Annotated in this window: 14 protein-coding genes; 7 read left to right on the top strand and 7 right to left on the bottom strand. The window is 46.4% G+C overall.

Annotated features, from left to right (window positions below; all coding sequences use genetic code 11):
- Positions 1-118: 118 nt before the first annotated feature.
- Complete coding sequence (locus tag Q1Q15_RS01230; protein ID WP_300455489.1) at positions 119-979, bottom strand: DMT family transporter; 861 nt, start codon at positions 977-979, stop codon at positions 119-121.
- Positions 980-1,482: 503 nt separating this feature from the next.
- On the opposite strand from Q1Q15_RS01230, the gene Q1Q15_RS01225 reads away from it, so the two are divergent.
- The gene (locus Q1Q15_RS01225; protein WP_300455486.1) at positions 1,483-2,142 is read left to right on the top strand and encodes a hypothetical protein; all 660 of its coding nucleotides are present in this window, start codon (positions 1,483-1,485) and stop codon (positions 2,140-2,142) included.
- Between the two features lie 14 nt (positions 2,143-2,156).
- Here the strand turns inward: Q1Q15_RS01225 and Q1Q15_RS01220 are convergent, their stop codons facing one another.
- A complete protein-coding gene (locus Q1Q15_RS01220; protein ID WP_300455483.1) occupies positions 2,157-3,101 on the bottom strand; it encodes an MBL fold metallo-hydrolase in 945 nt (314 codons plus the stop codon).
- Between the two features lie 431 nt (positions 3,102-3,532).
- Between Q1Q15_RS01220 and Q1Q15_RS01215 the strand changes: the two genes are divergently transcribed.
- Entirely contained in the window at positions 3,533-4,027 is a 495-nt protein-coding gene (locus tag Q1Q15_RS01215) for a 4Fe-4S dicluster domain-containing protein (protein WP_300455480.1), read from the top strand.
- A gap of 80 nt (positions 4,028-4,107) precedes the next feature.
- Entirely contained in the window at positions 4,108-5,373 is a 1,266-nt protein-coding gene (locus Q1Q15_RS01210) for an FAD-dependent oxidoreductase (RefSeq protein WP_300455477.1), read from the top strand.
- Between the two features lie 153 nt (positions 5,374-5,526).
- Here the strand turns inward: Q1Q15_RS01210 and Q1Q15_RS01205 are convergent, their stop codons facing one another.
- On the bottom strand, positions 5,527-7,227 hold the full coding sequence (locus Q1Q15_RS01205) for a PP2C family protein-serine/threonine phosphatase (protein WP_300455474.1): 1,701 nt from the start codon (positions 7,225-7,227) through the stop codon (positions 5,527-5,529).
- 364 nt (positions 7,228-7,591) lie between these two features.
- Between Q1Q15_RS01205 and Q1Q15_RS01200 the strand changes: the two genes are divergently transcribed.
- A complete protein-coding gene (locus Q1Q15_RS01200) occupies positions 7,592-8,395 on the top strand; it encodes an alpha/beta hydrolase-fold protein (RefSeq protein WP_300455471.1) in 804 nt (267 codons plus the stop codon).
- 52 nt (positions 8,396-8,447) lie between these two features.
- On the opposite strand, the gene Q1Q15_RS25420 is transcribed toward Q1Q15_RS01200, so the two are convergent.
- From Q1Q15_RS25420 to thrS, 3 genes are all read right to left on the bottom strand, one after another.
- Positions 8,448-9,005 (bottom strand): LOG family protein, encoded by a 558-nt coding sequence (locus Q1Q15_RS25420; RefSeq protein WP_363320848.1) that lies wholly within the window; start codon positions 9,003-9,005, stop codon positions 8,448-8,450.
- A 1,550-nt stretch (positions 9,006-10,555) separates the two neighbouring features.
- Complete coding sequence (locus Q1Q15_RS01190; protein WP_300455466.1) at positions 10,556-10,987, bottom strand: VanZ family protein; 432 nt, start codon at positions 10,985-10,987, stop codon at positions 10,556-10,558.
- Entirely contained in the window at positions 10,971-12,884 is a 1,914-nt protein-coding gene (gene thrS / locus Q1Q15_RS01185) for a threonine--tRNA ligase (RefSeq protein ID WP_300455464.1), read from the bottom strand. The genes Q1Q15_RS01190 and thrS overlap by 17 nt, the downstream gene beginning before the upstream one ends.
- Positions 12,885-12,969: 85 nt before the next feature.
- Here thrS and Q1Q15_RS01180 point away from each other — a divergent pair, with 85 nt between their 5' ends.
- From Q1Q15_RS01180 to Q1Q15_RS01170, 3 genes are all read left to right on the top strand, one after another.
- The gene (locus tag Q1Q15_RS01180; protein ID WP_300455462.1) at positions 12,970-14,091 is read left to right on the top strand and encodes a ribonuclease D; all 1,122 of its coding nucleotides are present in this window, start codon (positions 12,970-12,972) and stop codon (positions 14,089-14,091) included.
- Between the two features lie 23 nt (positions 14,092-14,114).
- Entirely contained in the window at positions 14,115-14,966 is an 852-nt protein-coding gene (dapF, locus tag Q1Q15_RS01175; RefSeq protein ID WP_300455459.1) for a diaminopimelate epimerase, read from the top strand.
- A 225-nt stretch (positions 14,967-15,191) separates the two neighbouring features.
- Complete coding sequence (locus tag Q1Q15_RS01170; RefSeq protein ID WP_300455457.1) at positions 15,192-15,869, top strand: GntR family transcriptional regulator; 678 nt, start codon at positions 15,192-15,194, stop codon at positions 15,867-15,869.
- A gap of 117 nt (positions 15,870-15,986) precedes the next feature.
- On the opposite strand, the gene Q1Q15_RS01165 is transcribed toward Q1Q15_RS01170, so the two are convergent.
- Positions 15,987-16,907, bottom strand: a complete 921-nt coding sequence (locus Q1Q15_RS01165; protein WP_300455454.1) for a thiamine pyrophosphate-dependent enzyme — start codon at positions 16,905-16,907, stop codon at positions 15,987-15,989.
- Positions 16,908-16,924: the final 17 nt, after the last annotated feature.

The raw sequence follows: 16,924 nt of genomic DNA, 5'->3' as shown, positions 1-16,924 counted from the left end.
TGCAAACGATACTCTACTTAAGGCTTTGATTAACATAAGGTTGTCATGACTTCAAATATAAAATAGGGTTTAATAAAATTACTCAACTTTCGGTCTTCAGCTTTAATGGATGGGGTCATCAAAGTCGAATCAAAATAATGGACATGATCGTCAGAAGAATTCCCAGGAATCCAACCGGTTTTATTTTTTCACGGTAAATAATGGCAGACAGGACAATGGCGATTACGAAATGCATTCCCACAATGGAGGCAATGAGCGACAGGGGACCCCGTTCCAGGGCATACAAAAACGCATAAAATCCCGCAAAATTAAATCCGCCCATGACAATGCCAAGGCCCAGTGCCGGCAGCCGGTTCTCCTTTGCCGTATCATAGGACAAGGCTCTGGTGATGCCCAGAGACCCGATCATTCCCATGAGATAGGACAGGGCCATAAATGCCAGATTGTCCCCGTGCATGGCTGCAAATTTGGATGAAACGCTTGCCGTAGCCCCCCCCAGCAATGCCAGTAAGATAAACACGGTTCCCCGCCGCCGCTGTTTTGGTTTTGTGGTGTCCGCTCCCATCTGTGTTGTCAGTGCGATCATGGCGGCAACCGCCGCCACCAGTCCCAGCCCCTGGAACAGGGAAATGTGTTCCTTGAAATAGAAAATGGAAAAAACAGCCACCAGGACCACGTTTAGCCGGATGATGCTGTAGGCAATGTTTGCAGGGATATATTTGAGCGCTTCGATGTGGGACACGGTGGCCACAAGAAAAGCGGCACTGTTGACAAAGGATACGGCCAACAGGTAAGCGATATCGGGTTCCTGGCGCTGCTGGTAAAAGTAGAGCCCGGCGCTCAACACCGTGACAGTGGCCATAAATGAAAAGGTGACCCATTCGGTGGGATATTTTTTTTCTGCTGCAACCTTATAAAAGAAACGCTGAATTCCCATCAACACCAGGGCAGCTAAAGCGGAAAAATACCAGGAAATCATGTGTCATCCCTTTTCATCTTTTTGAGCTCAAGTTTCAAAGCGAAAGACCGAACGTTGTGTTATTGAGACTGTTTGGGGGTTACAGTAGTATTATCCATGCTGTTTTGTCAATCATTGGATTCATATCCTGGGAAGGATCTTTTTCCCTTACGGACCCAGGCCGGCCAGAGTGTCAATAACCCCAGCCTCACCATTCTCCAGCCATAGGTGAGTTTGATGATGAAAATGGCGGGGGTTTTTTTGATTCGCCTTGTATTTTTTAACCGATTTTATTAATTATAAAACTCAACTTTCGGTCTTCAGCTTTAATGGACGGGGTCAGGCTTTCTTTATGGCACTTTTTGTCATTATTTCATGACTATACGGGTAAAAAGTGCCATAAAGAAAGCCTGACCCCAGGCAGAAATGGCCAATTCCGAAAGTTGAGTTATAAAATCTTGAACCATATTATGGGCAAGGGTATAAGGGTATGATAACTTTAATTTTAATGGAGAAACAACTTCATGTATTTGATGCTCAAAACGGTTTATCCGCCAGCAGACGGTTCCCAAAATGATCCGGGGCCGGAGACTTCCATCCGAAAAAAAGTGACAGCAGCCTCTGCCCTTTTGGGTGTTATCCTATTGGGAATGGTATTGATTGATTGCGGTTCCTGTCGAGCCTGTGAATGGGTGGATTACCAGGGGATCACCGGATTCTATGGGCGCAGTAACTGGACCAATATCGGGCCGGATCCGGCGGACGAATACGAGTGGTATAATATCAGTTATTTTTTAGGAAAAAACCTCAAACCCTGGCTATCCCTGGAAACCTTACTGGGGCCAGGGTATATAAAAACCGATAATTTTAATGAAACCGATACCCTGGAGTGGCGATTGTTATTGGATATCCATAACAAATATCTCTATTTTAAGCTGGGCAGCGGGGTTGCCTATCTGTTTGACTCGGGAAACATGCCGGATTTGTCTGGTGCCAATTTTTATTCGATTGTTACCTGCAGCCTGGGGTTCCATTACAGTTTCCGGGAAAATGGAAAAAATGGGCCGGATATACGGCTGGGGTATTCGGTGGAACATCTTTCCGACCCGTTTAAAACGGGAGATGATGGCGATACCGGATTGAATGCCGGGGCCATTAACCTTCTTTTTTCATGGGATTTTTAGCCCTGCCAGGGGGGTCATTCACGGATATGGATATCTGCAGTGATATCTTTTTCTGGGTTTATCTTCATCCGTTTCCATATTGTTTTCACCCGTTGCCGGGTGTTTAAAAGGTAGGCAGATTCAGGCTGTTTCGGCCAGGACCGGTTATCCCATTCTGCAGCCTTGACCCTGAAAACCGTTTGATCAATATCTCCTTTTTCCTGGACAAGGAACCTTTCTGTGGTCATAAGATACGTATGCGCAGCCTCAAGGGAAGCCGTTATATGGTCCATGACATCGCTGTTCGTAAAAACGGCATGGTGGCCGGCGCACAGGACTGTCGCATCCAGGGTTTGAATTTTTTTTAAGGAGTCGCGATAGGCATCGAAATCCACTAAAAATTCGGGTTGTATGTATCCATCATTCTCATAGATGGCCACTGCTTCTGAGGCGATAAGGATTTTTTTTTCAGGCACCCAATAACTCATAAAATCCCAGGTATGGCCGGGTGTATGAACAGCCATTACCGTGAGGTTGTCAGACAGTTTGATTGTCTGGTCCGGTGTGATCAGGATATCAAAATCAAAGGGTTTAAATGGTGTCTCATCAAGGGGATGGACATTCATCCGTTTAAAATTTCTGGTGCCTTCACAGCTTAATCTTTTTATCAATTGAATGGCGCTTTGTTTTGACAGGATTTCCCGGCAACTTCCAGACCCGCCGATTCGAAGCCCGGGCCAGATGGCCTTAAAATGGCTGACAGCGCCGACGTGATCGAAGTGGGAGTGGGTTAAAAAAAGATATTCAGGCTTGCGGGTTCCCAAAACGGCCTTGATCCCGGTTTCATACTGAAGGGAAAGGGCAGTGAACCCGCCATCAAAAATAACCGGTGCAGGGCCGTCTAAAAGATAGACCGGTGCGGCCGGGGAACCGATAACGTAGAGGCCATCACTGATTTTTCCTGTTTCTTTAATGATCATTTTGATACCTTAGTCGGTTTTCCGGCCGGGGTCAAATGTATTGGTCATTTTTAACGGATGCCTGAACCACGCCAATTGTTTGAAACCGCCTAGGCGGTGGTTTTGTGAACGTTGACGGGAACTGTTTTAACGGTTTTTTCTTGTTCCGGCAGGGGATCGGGGTGGGGAAATTATTTTGGCTTCAAATGTTCACTATAGTGAATTTCTTGGTAATGCGATAGAATAGTGATAATAGCTTAATTTATTGTGTATCGGTAAAAAAAAGAATGTTATACAAAATTTTGGCTTGACGAAATGAAAAATGGAGGGTATACAATAAGACAATTTAAGTTCTGTATAATGAATTTTAAAATTGATCCAAAATGAGCAAAAATGGGTCAGGATGATGCAAAAACACTGAATTGATTTTATTCTATGAGGAAAGTTACCATATGAAAACAAAACGCGAGCAATTAAGGATCGATCCAACAAAATGCACTGCATGCCATCTGTGCACGATGGCATGCGCAATAAAACACCATGGAATCCATGGCATGCTCAATCCCCATCTTTCCAGAATTAAAATCCACCAATACAAACCCCAGGAAGTGAATGTCCCTGAAGTCTGCATGGCATGTGAAAACGCACCCTGCATTAAAGTCTGCCCTGTAAATGCCAGGATGCGGATATCAAACGGATCGGTTGTAACGAATGTGTCGCTCTGTATCGGTTGCCACGCCTGTGTTTATATCTGTCCGGTGGGCAGTCCGGAAGTCCATCCTGAAACGGGCCAGACCCTGACCTGTGATATGTGTGCAGAGGATAAAGCGGGTCCATGGTGCGTCATCGCCTGTCAGGAAGGGGCATTAACACTGAGCGATAAAGATTCGCTGACAATAGAAACCGCCAGGAACCAGGCAGGGCGGTATAAACGGATGCATGCCTGATGACGGCTGCTGGATCATTTTGGCAGTGGAACAAAGACAGACAACCCAGAACCATTTTAACATGTAAATAAGCAGGTGCCATGAAAGTTTTAATTATTGGGAATGGAATTGCCGGCAATCAAGTGGCTTTTACACTGAGCCAACAGAATCAGGAACACGAAATCTGTATTATTTCTGCTGAGGGCGTTCCGGAATATGATCCTTGCTCGCTGCCGTATTTCCTTGGTGGTGAGGTTGAAAAAAAGAATGTTTTCAGGAAAAAAATGGAAGACTATGAACAGCATAATATCACGCTTGTTTTTGATAACAAAGTTGTTTCCATTGACCCTGAGGCAAAGCGTGTTACCACAGATAAAGGACTGGAAATCGACTACGATAAACTGGTGTTGGCCCACGGTGGAGATCTGTTTATTCCGCCTATTGAGGGGATAGATAAAAAGGGGATCTTCAGCTGCAAGCAGTTGATTGAAACTGAAAAACTTCGTTCGCACACGGGAAGCTGTGCTGTGGTTATCGGTTCCGGAGCCATTGGGATCGAAGCGGCAGAAGCATTAAAGAAAAAAGGGTACGAGGTTTATATCATCGAATTGTTCGACTGGATTTTGCCGACCCTGTTTGACGAGCCTGCCGGCAAAAAGCTTGCAGCGGCCATGGAAGGATATGGCATTCATGTTTGCACCAGTGAAAAGGTTCTCCGGATTAAAGGGACCGATGTGGTGACCAGTGTTGTAACCGATAAACAAGAGATTGAATGCGACACGGTTGTGGTGGCCACCGGGGTGGTTCCCGGAACGGCCCTGGCCAGGACCGCCGGCATTGAAACCGGTCGCGGCATCCAGGTCAACCAGAAGATGGAAACCAGTGTTCCGGATATATATGCCTGCGGTGACTGTGTTGAAACCGTTGATGCATGCACGGGTGAGGCCGCCATGTTTCAGCTGAAACACAACGCCATTGAACAGGGACAGATTGTTGCCAAAAATATTTTGGGCGAAAAGACCCAATACCTGGGTGCCCATGCCTTTGCCCGGGCCCACTTTTTCAAGACCCATGCGGCTACATTTGGCAAAACCATCCGGGGAACCGAATGCCTTTTAGGGGAGTCCGAGGTTATTGAAAAGGAAAACGGGGCAGATTATTTGCGGGTGATTTTGCTGGACGGCAAGGTGATCGGTGGACAGGCCATCGGCAAATATGCCGATACCATTGGATTGTTGATATCGGCCATGTGGCGAAAGGATGATATCAAACTGATCCGGAGCAAATGGAACAGTATTTCCAAAACAAAAAATCCAGGTAAATTTTCCCAGATGCGACTGGGTCATATATTCGGATTTGGCGCTTAATCGGGTGGATATAGAAACTTCTACCATATCACACGGCGCAACCCGGTGGTTCTTTTTGTAACGGAACCACCGGGTTGCGTTTTGTGATATTCAGTGACATTGTGGCGCGGGGTTATTTGATACGGCCGTGTCATCCATCGCCTGTCACCGGCATTATTTTCTTTTCACAATGACCAGGGTGATATCATCTTCAGGGATTTTGTTGCCGGTAAACGCTTCAACGCTGTTCATCAGACGGTCCAGTATCTCTTCTGCCCGTTTCTCTTTGTTGTGTTCAATGATTTGCTGGATCCGCATTTTCCCAAACATCGCTCCGTTCTTGTTTTTTGCCTCCCATAATCCATCGGTCACCAGGACAACCATCTGACCGGCATCAAAACCGGTTTTTTTATATTTTTTGTACTCAAAAGCCCCGTCAATCCCCAGTGCGATGCCTTTTCCCTGTAACGTTTCAAAGGAATGGGTCAATGGGTCATAGAAGATGGCGGGTTCATGGCCGGCACGAACCCATTCCAGGGTATTTTTTCCATACGCTACGGACAAGAAAAAAAGGGTCATAAACCGTCCTGAGTTTTCAACATCCCTGCTGAACTGAAAATTCACGTCCGTCACCACACGGGCAAGACTTCCCGGAAGCGCAACCCGCTGGCGTATAAACGCCCGGGTTGATGCCATCAGAAGGGCGGATGAAATGCCATGTTCAGACACATCGCCGATAACAATGCCGATTTTTTTATCCTTTGGGTTGTTTGGATAAATATAATCATAATAATCGCCCCCGGTTTCATCACTGTATACAATCTTACCGGCAATATCCAACCCTTCAATTTCAGGGGCTGCTCCCGGCAGTAAATCCTGCTGGACATCCCGTGCCAGGGAAAGGGATTGCCTTATCTGGTATCGATCCCTTAAGCCCTCTGTCATTTGATTAAAATGATGGGCCAGTATGCCCAGTTCATTGTTATCAGATACGGTTACGGATGTGGTTAAATTTCCTTTTTCAACCAGTTCCATGGCATTCTTCATTTCCGTTACCGGTTTGACAATGATCCGTGACAGCAGATGTGAAAGGATAAACGCCAGGGAAAGGTCCACAAACAAGACAAATAGGATTAACAGTCCCAGGCTGGAAAGAACGGTTTCAGGGTCTGTTCCCGTCATTTCTTTTGCCTTTGAATATGACAGCAGCGCAAGGTCTGTCATGGGGATAAAAGAGGCAAAAACAAAGGTTACCATTATCCTCCTCCGCAAATTCAGCCGGAATACCCCTTTTATGCTGACAAGATCACCCGCGGGGAAAAAATTAGGGATAACTTTTTGACACAAATTTTCCATAAGAAAAAAAACCATGGCACAGGTGGCAATGCCACAGAAAATAATCCCTGCAAATACCCGGAAAACAGTCAACCACAGTTCCATTGTCAGTTCCGGAAATCCATCCTGGAAGACCACCACGCTGCTCATAACAATGGCTGCCAGTCCCCAGTTGAACAATGACGCCATTGCAGCTGTATATGGCAGGTTTAGAATTTTTTTCTGGGCCGTTTCAAAAAGACCTGGATCTGAAGGCTGACCAGTTGATTTGAGCTGGATGAATTTTTTAAGCGGCCGGAACCATCTTCTGAAGACAACGGATCCGATAAAAATCAGAAAAACAAAATTAATCACCGGAATCAGAAAGTCCTTTTGAAAGTTGACATTGACAACGGAAATCCGATCAAAAAACGTAAAATAAAGGGTGGCAGACAATGCCCCGCAAAAATTAGCCAGGATGCTGACGAAACCGGGCATCCTGTTCAGGTAGGTCCCGACCCTTACCCACTCAATATCCATGGACTTTTCGGCTTTTATCATGGTCCTCCACTGTAACATCAAATACATGTTCACCAGGGGTGAAGCTGTCATGAAACATTTGGGATGATTCTCCTTTTCTTTGTATCGGGTTTTTGCCGCAACCGCAATGGTATTCTCCGTATATACGGTCGTCAATTTGATGGCTGTTTTAAATAACGGCCATGCCCTGGCGGGCACAACGAATAACGAAAATGGTATTATGCCGCCCCCGACGGGCCGATCCCATCGCCCGTCGGGGGCTCTGCAGTCGCATTTCCATATAAAAAGCAGGTTAAAAGACTTGAATTTGGTTTTAAGGGGTACTAAAAGGGGGTGGCACTGGTAAGGATCTGATTTGTATATTTAGAGGGGGAAGGCGTTTTTTATGAACGGACATATTGAATTTACGGCCATTCGGGGCCCATTGACCCATAAAGAGATTTGGTTTGGCCTCTATCTGCCCCGGGAATATCATCAGGCGCCTGGGCGAAAATTTCCTGTGATGTATTATCTTCACGGCCTGAATGAGGACTATACTGCCAATATTGCCACTGTGGCAGGGTACATGGAAAAAGCCGTTGAGAAAGGCAGGGCCGATCCCATGATCATCGTGACGCCCGACGGGTATACCAATTCCATGTGGATGGACAGCATCGATGGTAAAAAACCGGCTGAAACCAACCTGATCAAGGAGTTGATCCCCTATATTGAAAAGACCTATCCAGTGATACCCGACCGGGAGAAGCGAATTATTGCCGGATTTTCCATGGGGGGCTACGGTGCGATACGATATGCCATGAAGCTGCCGGAATATTTTGGCATGTGCATCAGCATGGATGGCGCCATTCATACGTTAAAAACCTTCAAGCAGTTTCGCAGTGATATTTTTTGTGATAATTTTCATGAAAACGAGCCGTATTTCAATGCGAACAGTGTTTATGAACTGGCACAAAAAAATGCGGACAAGGTTCGCGGCAGGGTTGATTTTTTTATATTGACAGGGGTTTTGGCAAGCTTTAATGATGGCTTCCGCCACCACATGGACGGTTTAAAAATTCCCATAGCCGATGCGTGTTTTATCAAAACCGGTTGTGATCATGATGTGCAATGCATGCTTGAAAAGGCAGGTACCAGGCTGTTGAGATGGATAAGAGAGCCGGTATCATACGGATCCGGCACGGACATGTGATGCCGGCATCACCAAACGGGATCAGGCGGGTGTCACCGGTTTGAAGATTCCCTTAAAATGGAACCATGGGTGTGTCAAATACCTCAATGACATCTTGGCGCAGCAGTTTCTTGCGGATTCGTATGGATTTCTGCCGGGCTTGCTCAATGTTTTTTCGGGGAATGTTGTTGTTTTTATACCACATGTCGGGATGGGTTAAAAACAGTGACAGTTCATCCATGGCTTCCTGGGCATTCCGGCAGGATTTAATCAGGTGGGGGGTAAATACGGGGCCATAATTTTTTTGGGAAATTTTGATGATCTGTTGTCGGGCATGTTCCCATAATCCATTGGGATCCAGAAGAATGACAGGGGTTAACGGATTTTCATGCAGTTTCATGGAGGTGATGGAAATAAACAATTCTTCAGCACTCCCATATCCACCGGTATTGATAATCGGCAAATTGCTCAGTTTTTGAATATGGTCCTGCCTGGCCAGGCGAAGGCCTTCCTTGTATTTGATCAAGCCGTCACAGGTGGTCAGCGACTGCTGGTGTTCTCCTTCCAGATCAATGGCCACCCCAATGCTCATAATATTATATTGTCTGGCAATGTCGTTGGATTCCTTCATCAGGCCGGGCCCGCCGCCATGAACGATGCCCATTTCATTTCCAAATGCTGCGGCAAGCCGTTTGAGCAGGTCAATGGTTAACCGGTTGTCGGCATCCTTGGTATGGGAACCGTAAAAAGCAAACCAGTACCGAACCTTATCAAAGCGGCTTTTATCATCCGGTTCCATAAAACTGCCATGGTAAAACGTGTAGAGTTTATCGATTCCGGAATCATATCTTAAAAATTCGCATCCCGATCGCTGTGTATGGGTCAGGGCGATCATTTTTTTAACGTAATCATCTTCGAACGACGGCGTATGGGTGGCAATCAAAAAAGTTCGCAGGCCGCTTCTTCTCAAGGCATCAATGACTTCAGGGGAGGGGAAATCATGCCCAATAAAAATCCGGCTGTTTACACCGCCTAAAGCGGACAGCTTTTCCAGCGTCTTTTGATACCCGCATTCCATGTCTGCCGAACGGGGGTGTCGGGGCTTGCGGAACGTACTTTCGAAAATACAATGTTTAATGATTTCGAGCTGTGCTTCTCCTGTTGAGTCGATGGCCCGGGGAATCTGGATAAAATTTCCTTTATTCAAAATCATTCCCAGTGACTCTTTTTCAATGGATTGAAACAGGGTGTGGATTTCAGAGGTGGTTAATAAATCATAAAGGCGGTATCCGTTCTTTATCTTTGTTTTTTCCAAGGGAACGGTTAATGGATTATTCGTCCGATAAAACCGGATTCTCACCTTGATTTTTGCCAGTGAAATGTCCTGGTCTCCAAAATTATACAATTCCACCTGCCGGTCGCGAAAGGTTCGGAACGGATCCAGTATCCTGGCCGGCAGATGGTCGATGTTGGTGCCTTCAGGTTCCACAATCGTATCCACAACACCAATAATATCACCTAAGGAAATTTTAATCGCACCAATAAAAAGCGCTTTTTTCTTCAGGTGTTTTTTTTTCAGGTCTATCTGGATTCTTGACCGGATCTTGCTTAAGGCGCTGCGCCCCTTTTTAATGACCGAATTGATGCTGGATAGATTCATGGCTTCCGGTTCAAATACGTATTGGTAGGGCTCCAGCTCAACCGATATATAGTCACAGGTTTTACCTGAATAAGGGTCTGTTTCTTCATGGATCTCAAATCCGTCATAATACCCTTTGGCCACCTTTCTGCCCACGAACAGTCTTTTGTGTAAATAATGGCGGACATCGTTGACCCTGAGTTCGGGATCTAAAATGGCGATCCTCCCGATTTCATCCCCTTTTTGAAATAAATCCAAGGCATTGTCCAGCAATGGATTTAAATTTTGGATTTGGCCTTCAAGGAAGACCCTGGCCCCATCTAAAACAGGCGCTTCATCAGGGGAAATGCGATCCATTTTAATACCGATCTGGGCATTTCCGCTTCTGGCAGAAAAGATAAAGGGTTTCTTTTCCCGGATGGCGCCCTGGATATAGTCCGATACATGGGGAAAATAAAATTGCGCTTTCACGATATCGGTGTTGTTTTCTTCCCCCCGGATCGAGTGAATATAGCCATCGGAACTGATGATCTGTGCAATTGTCATGAGGAAAACCCCTCTCCTTCTTTAGATGAAAAAGCAGTATTGCTTTTTACGGGGAAAAAATGCAGATAAACGAGGCAGCCGGCCAGGCTTCCGGCGCAATCCGCAAGGAAATCATAGCCAGACATTTCTCTTGATGGAACAAAGGCCTGGTGGATCTCATCGGATAATCCGTACAATGCGGCAAAAAAAATGACAATGAGTTTGAGTGTTAAGGGGGACCAGAAGGGTTTCTCCTGTTTCAAACTTCTGGCAAAAAGAACGGCCAGAACGGCATAGGCACCAAAATGAAGCACTTTGTCCGCATGGGGGAACAGAGACCCGGAGATCATGCCGGGAGAAGAAGACTGCCAGTAAATCAAGGCACACAAGGCGATTACCGGCAGTCTGTAAAAAAAGATCAGGCGCAGGTGCTTAGAAAATGGCCTCATCCAGGAGTCTCTCTTTAATATGATTCGATACCGGTGCGATGAAATCAAACGTAGAGATACCCATTCTGACCTTTCCATCAAGGGTCCTGACAGAAAGGGTCTGGGTTTCCTTTTCTTTGTCCCCTATGGTGATGATCAACGGGATGTAATTGAGCTGGGCATCCCTGATTTTCTTCTTCAGGGTCTCGCTTCGCTTGTCCACCTCGCAACGGATTTGAAAGGTCTCAAGTTCGGTTTTGACGGTTTCCGCATAGTTCGTCAAATCCTGGTTGATGGGCAGCAGGATCGCCTGAACCGGTGCCAGCCATAAGGGGAACTTGCCGGCAAAATGTTCCACCAGGATACCGAAAAATCTTTCCAGAGAACCGTAAATGACGCGGTGGATCATGATGGGCCGGTGCTTTTCATTGTCCTGGCCTTTGTAGGTCAAATCAAACCTTTCCGGCAGGGCCATGTCCAATTGAACCGTGCCGCATTGCCAGGTTCTTCCCAGGGCATCCTTGATATGGATGTCAATTTTGGGGCCGTAAAATGCGCCATCGCCTTCATTGATGGCATAGGCCTGACCGTAGAGTTCCAGGGCGGCTTTCAGGCCGTTTGTAGCTTCTTTCCATTGGTCATCAGAGCCAATGGATTTCTTGGGCCGGGTGGAGAGTTCCAGGTGAAATTTCAGGCCGAACCGGCTGTAGATTCTCTGGGCCAGTTTCAGTACCCCCAGGACTTCATTGTCGATTTGATCCGGTGTCATGAAAATATGGGCATCATCCTGGTGAAAGGCCCGGACCCGGAACAGACCTGACAGGGCACCGGAAAGTTCATGCCGGTGAACCAGGCCGACTTCACCGGCTCTTAAGGGCAGATCCCGGTAGGAGTATGATTTTGTTTTGTACAGCAGCATACCGCCGGGGCAGTTCATGGGCTTGATGGCATATTCTTCATCGTCAATGACCGATGTGTACATGTTTTCCCGGTAATTTTCCCAGTGACCGCTTTGTTCCCAGAGTTTCCGGTTGAGCATGACAGGGGTTTTCGTCTCCACATACCCGGCAGTCTTGTGTTCCTCCCGCCAGTAGTCCAGGAGGGCATTCCATATGTCCATGCCCTTTGCATGAAAAAAGGGCATGCCCGCGGCTTCGTCATGAAAAGAGTAGAGGTCCAGGCGGGTGCCCAGCTTCCTGTGATCCCGTTTTCGGGCTTCTTCAATCATGTGGATGTACTGGTTGAGTTTTTTTTTGTCAAAAAACGAAATGCCGTAAAGCCGCTGGAGCTGCTCCCTTGTCTGGTCTGCTCTCCAATAGGCACCGGAGATTTTCAACAGTTTGAATCCCTTGATCATGCCGGTGTGGGGGATGTGGGGACCGCGGCAAAGGTCAATGAATTTGCCATTCTGGTACAGGGAGATTTCCTGGGTTTCGTCAAGTTCATTGATGATTTCGAGTTTAAAGGGGTTGTCTTTAAATATATCCAGGGCCTCTTCTTTTGACACCACTTTCCGTTGGAACGTGTTTTTGGCCTTGATAATTTTTTTCATTTCAGCTTCAATGGTACCCAGGTCATCTGTTGATATCGGAGCCATGTCGATGTCATAATAAAATCCGTCTTCCACAACCGGCCCAATGGTCAGTCGGGCATCCGCATAAATGTTTAACACGGCTTCAGCCATGACATGGGCGGAAGAGTGCCTCAGGATATCGAGCCCTTCTTCGTCATTGGCCGTAATAAAGCTGATGGCCGTATCTTCTTTGATCTGTCCACTTAAATCCAGAAGCAGGTCATTGATTTTCATTGCCACACAATTTCTGGCAAATCCTTCTGAAATACTTTTGGCAATATCCATTCCTGTGGGTATATTTTCAAAGCTCTTTATACTATTGTCTGGAAATGTTATGTTAATCATCTTGTTTTCCATTGTGTTTTGTTTTCTGTTAAATGTAAAACATGAATTTTAGAAGAAGTAGGGTAAACAATCAAGGGAAAATATTTTGAATTACAAGTTTATTGAATCAGAAACAGAACTTAAAAAAGTCTGTGATGATCTGTTAAAGGAAAAAACAATTGCAGTGGATCTGGAAGCGGATTCCATGCATTGTTTTAAGGAAAAAATTTGTCTGATCCAGATTGCGTCGGCAAAGGAAGCTTTTTTAATTGATCCGTTTAAGATAAAGGAGGCATCTTCCTTTTTAAGGGTGCTTGAAAATAAAGCGGTGATCAAGGTGTTTCACGGGGCTGATTTTGATGTCAGAAGTCTTGACAGGGATTATCAGGTACAGGTGAACAATTTGTTTGATACGGAAATTGCCTGCCGGTTCCTGGGGATTAAAGAACGGGGACTTGCCGCCCTGTTAAAAAGAAATTTTAACGTGGATGTCGATAAAAAATTTCAGAAAGTCGATTGGGCAAGACGGCCGCTCAAACCGGAGATGATTGAATATTCCGTGGGGGATGTGGCCCATCTGGTAGAGCTGCAGAAGATTATCCAAGGGCGGCTTGCAGAAAAAGGACGTCTCTCCTGGGCCAGAGAAGAGTTTGAAATACAGGCAAAGGTCCGGTATGAAAATAATCATGCCTTGCCCCTGTTTAAAAAGTTTAAAGGTGCGGGCAAAATTGATAACAGGAGCCTGGCCGTCCTTGAAAATCTATTGCTGATGCGGCTTTCCATTGCTGAAAAAAAAGATCAACCCCTGTTTAAAATCATATCCAACCCTTCTTTGATGACCATGGCCTGCGAAAAACCCGTGACCATCGATCAGATAGTTGGGATGCGGGCCTTGAGTAAAAAACAGGCTGGCATGTATGGACACCTATGTGTGGATGCTGTTGTCAGGGCCATGAAACTGGACCATAAGGCCTTGCCCGCATATCCGAAAACCCGGAGACCCCGGAAAGACAACCGTGTTCAGGATCGGATCGACCGGCTGAAAAAAATGAGAGAGCGGCTCAGCCAATCCATGGGGATTGAACCGGGGTTTTTATTGAATAACGCGGTGATGGGCTTGATCGCATTTAAAAATCCGGCCACCCTGGAAGATCTTTTAACCATTGAGCCGGTGAGACACTGGCAGGTGGAAGCAATGGGTGACACGATTATTTCAACCCTTGGATAGGGCAATTCAGGAGACAGAAGCATATGGAACTTGATTTTGTTAAAATGGAAGGTCTGGGCAATGATTTTATTGTTCTGGACGACAGAAATGGTGACATCGGGCGGCATGAACCCTATCCTGCATTGGCAAAAAGGCTTTGCTCAAGGCATTTCGGCATTGGGGCAGACGGGATTATCCTGATACTGGATGCCATGGACCATGATATTAAATTCAGGATCTATAATTCCGATGGATCCAAGGCCCAGATGTGCGGCAACGGCATGCGGTGTTTTGCCAAAATTTTGTATGAAAAAAAGATCATTTCCCAAAAAAAGCTAAGGGTGGATACAACTGCGGGAACCGTCATTCCCGAGGTGATGGTGGATGATCAGGGCCGGGTTGTGTCCGTACGGGTGGATATGGGCGAACCGCTTCTCGCCTGCCGGGATATTCCTTTTGAAAGCCCGAATGAGCAGGCTGTTGAAGAAAATCTGGTGGTGGGGGACGAGACCTATTGCATTACAGCCCTATTCATGGGAAATCCCCATGCCGTTATATTTGTGGCGGATGTTGAAAAAGTGGATATCCAACGGATCGGTCCCTCCATTGAAACCCATGAACGATTTCCTGAAAAGACCAATGTTGAATTTATTGAAGTGGTAAATGACAGGGAATTAAAAATGAAGGTCTGGGAAAGGGGTGCCGGTCCCACCCTGGCTTGCGGCACCGGGGCCTGTGCCGCTCTTGTCGCGGCCCACCTGACGGGCAGGGCCCGGGATACCGCCGTTGTTCACTTGGATGGCGGCGATCTGGATATCCACTGGGACAAAGAAACCCGCCATGTTTTTAAGACCGGTCCGGCCACCCTGGTATTTGAGGGCCGGATCAGGATGTAACGCTGAAGACCGAAAGTTGAGTACACAATAAACTGTCCTTGAAGAAATAATGTAACCTGACCAATGGTTCGCTTGACACATCCAAAGGCGTATTTAACCCGGAAAAAAGATTTGACATAAAGAAACGGGATAGATACATTGGGGTACCGTATGCACTTAGTGGAAATAAAAAGGATATTCAATCAAACGCTTAATTAATTTGATGCCTGTTTTAGGATAACGTCCATGCCAAGAAAGAAAATTAACATCAATCTTCCCCAACCCGTCTCAATTCGAGAAAAAGTGTGTACCACTGTCCGGAATAGCGTCCTCAGCGGGCAAATTGCACCTGGAGAAAGAATTGTAGAGGCTCGAATTGCCCGGGAAATCAATACATCCCGCACGCCGGTCCGGGAAGCCCTTCATATGCTCGAGAGAGAAGGCCTTCTCGAAGTGATTCCACGAGTGGGGTATCGGGTATTAACCTTGGATAAAGATGAAATAGAGGAATTGTGTGAAATCCGAATCGTAAATGAGACCCTTGCTGCCCAGTGGGCGATTGACCGCATAACGCCCAAAGAACTCAAAGCCCTGGAAGAAAATTTAAACAAGGCAAGAGCAGGCGTGTCAAATGGAAATCCTGAGAGGTTTGTCGATGATGATTTAAAGTTTCACGAAATTTTAAACCGTGCAAGCGGAAATAAACGACTGTTTGAATTCTGTCAGCTGCTCCGGGGGTATATGCTTCGGTATCGTATGAAGACCTTGTACAATGCTGAAACAGCCATTAGAGCGATTGAAGGGCACCAGGTTATTTTAGAGAGTATAAAATCAAAAAACAAGCAAGCAGCAGCGGTGGCTGTTCGTAACCATCTTGAGTGGGTCAAACTCGATATCATGAATAAAGTTTTCAATCATCCGTGATCAGCGCAGCTGTCAGATAGGTCCTCCCTGGATCCATCCGGACGTCCTTGTCTATTTTTTACTCACCCCCATGCCCTGGTGGGCATAACAAGAGACGCCCGGCCAGGTGACAAGGGGTTATATACTGCATAATGTTTGTAAGACGTTAAACCGTCTGTCTACAATTTGTTGAAAATTCGCCAGCATCTGTTCATCCATATGGTTGTATTTCCCCATTAATTGGGTTAAATCAGCAATGGGCTTTGGTTTGTTGATTTCTTTTGTTATTTTGTATTTACCGTCTTCACATTCCCAAAGGGGAAAAAAATTGGTGCGTACCGCAGCTCGGCATACCTGAATGGAGCTGTCCATGGGGATCTTCCATCCCACCAGGCAAGGACAGAAAACATGCACATAGGCAAATCCTTCTTTGGATTTTTCCTTGGCTTTGGTCAGTTTTTTGGCATAGTCTTCCAAATGACTCAACGTGGCTGTGGCCACGTAGGGAATGTCATGCAGACTCATTATGAGCGGTAAGTTCTTTGATCCTGTTTCTTTCCCTTTTCGGGCTTTTCCAACCGGTGTCGTGCTGGTCGCAACACTATAGGGTGTTGCACTGCTGCGCTGGATACCGGTGTTCATGTATCCTTCATTGTCATAACAAATGTAGACCATTTTCTCATTACGCTCAGCCGCACCGCTCAGGGTCTGAAAACCAATATCCTGGGCACACCCATCTCCGGTAAAACAGACCACCGTGGCATCGGTGCCGGCTTTCTGGTAGGCCCGGGTCAATCCTGTTGCACTGGATGCCACACCGGTCATGGTACAGGCGTAATGACCCATCTTATGCCAGGCCGCTGCGTTCTGACCGTTGAGAACCGGCGCTGAACAAGATGGTGTACCGACAATGACGGTCTCTTTGCCCATTATTTTAGAGACCATCCTTGCATGCAGCTCAAGGGTACACCCGGCACAATACGCCACGCCACTGGAAAATTGGTCCTCGTTTTGGAAATAATCACACACTTTCGGCAGTTTTTTTATCTTTGCAGCCATTTTCTACCCTCACTCAT

This window comes from Desulfobacula sp., assembly GCF_030145145.1.
Lineage (GTDB): Bacteria > Desulfobacterota > Desulfobacteria > Desulfobacterales > Desulfobacteraceae > Desulfobacula.
The sequence above is the reverse complement of the archived record's forward strand: the minus strand, read 5'-3'. Positions and strand labels throughout refer to the sequence as shown.

Coding starts and splice junctions, on each gene's coding strand:
- Q1Q15_RS01230 (WP_300455489.1), bottom strand. CDS start 979: ATGATTTCCTGGTATTTTTCCGCTTTAGCTGCCCTGGTGTTGATGGGA.
- Q1Q15_RS01225 (WP_300455486.1), top strand. CDS start 1,483: ATGTATTTGATGCTCAAAACGGTTTATCCGCCAGCAGACGGTTCCCAA.
- Q1Q15_RS01220 (WP_300455483.1), bottom strand. CDS start 3,101: ATGATCATTAAAGAAACAGGAAAAATCAGTGATGGCCTCTACGTTATC.
- Q1Q15_RS01215 (WP_300455480.1), top strand. CDS start 3,533: ATGAAAACAAAACGCGAGCAATTAAGGATCGATCCAACAAAATGCACT.
- Q1Q15_RS01210 (WP_300455477.1), top strand. CDS start 4,108: ATGAAAGTTTTAATTATTGGGAATGGAATTGCCGGCAATCAAGTGGCT.
- Q1Q15_RS01205 (WP_300455474.1), bottom strand. CDS start 7,227: ATGATAAAAGCCGAAAAGTCCATGGATATTGAGTGGGTAAGGGTCGGG.
- Q1Q15_RS01200 (WP_300455471.1), top strand. CDS start 7,592: ATGAACGGACATATTGAATTTACGGCCATTCGGGGCCCATTGACCCAT.
- Q1Q15_RS25420 (WP_363320848.1), bottom strand. CDS start 9,005: ATGAAGGAATCCAACGACATTGCCAGACAATATAATATTATGAGCATT.
- Q1Q15_RS01190 (WP_300455466.1), bottom strand. CDS start 10,987: ATGAGGCCATTTTCTAAGCACCTGCGCCTGATCTTTTTTTACAGACTG.
- thrS (WP_300455464.1), bottom strand. CDS start 12,884: ATGATTAACATAACATTTCCAGACAATAGTATAAAGAGCTTTGAAAAT.
- dapF (WP_300455459.1), top strand. CDS start 14,115: ATGGAACTTGATTTTGTTAAAATGGAAGGTCTGGGCAATGATTTTATT.
- Q1Q15_RS01170 (WP_300455457.1), top strand. CDS start 15,192: ATGCCAAGAAAGAAAATTAACATCAATCTTCCCCAACCCGTCTCAATT.
- Q1Q15_RS01165 (WP_300455454.1), bottom strand. CDS start 16,907: ATGGCTGCAAAGATAAAAAAACTGCCGAAAGTGTGTGATTATTTCCAA.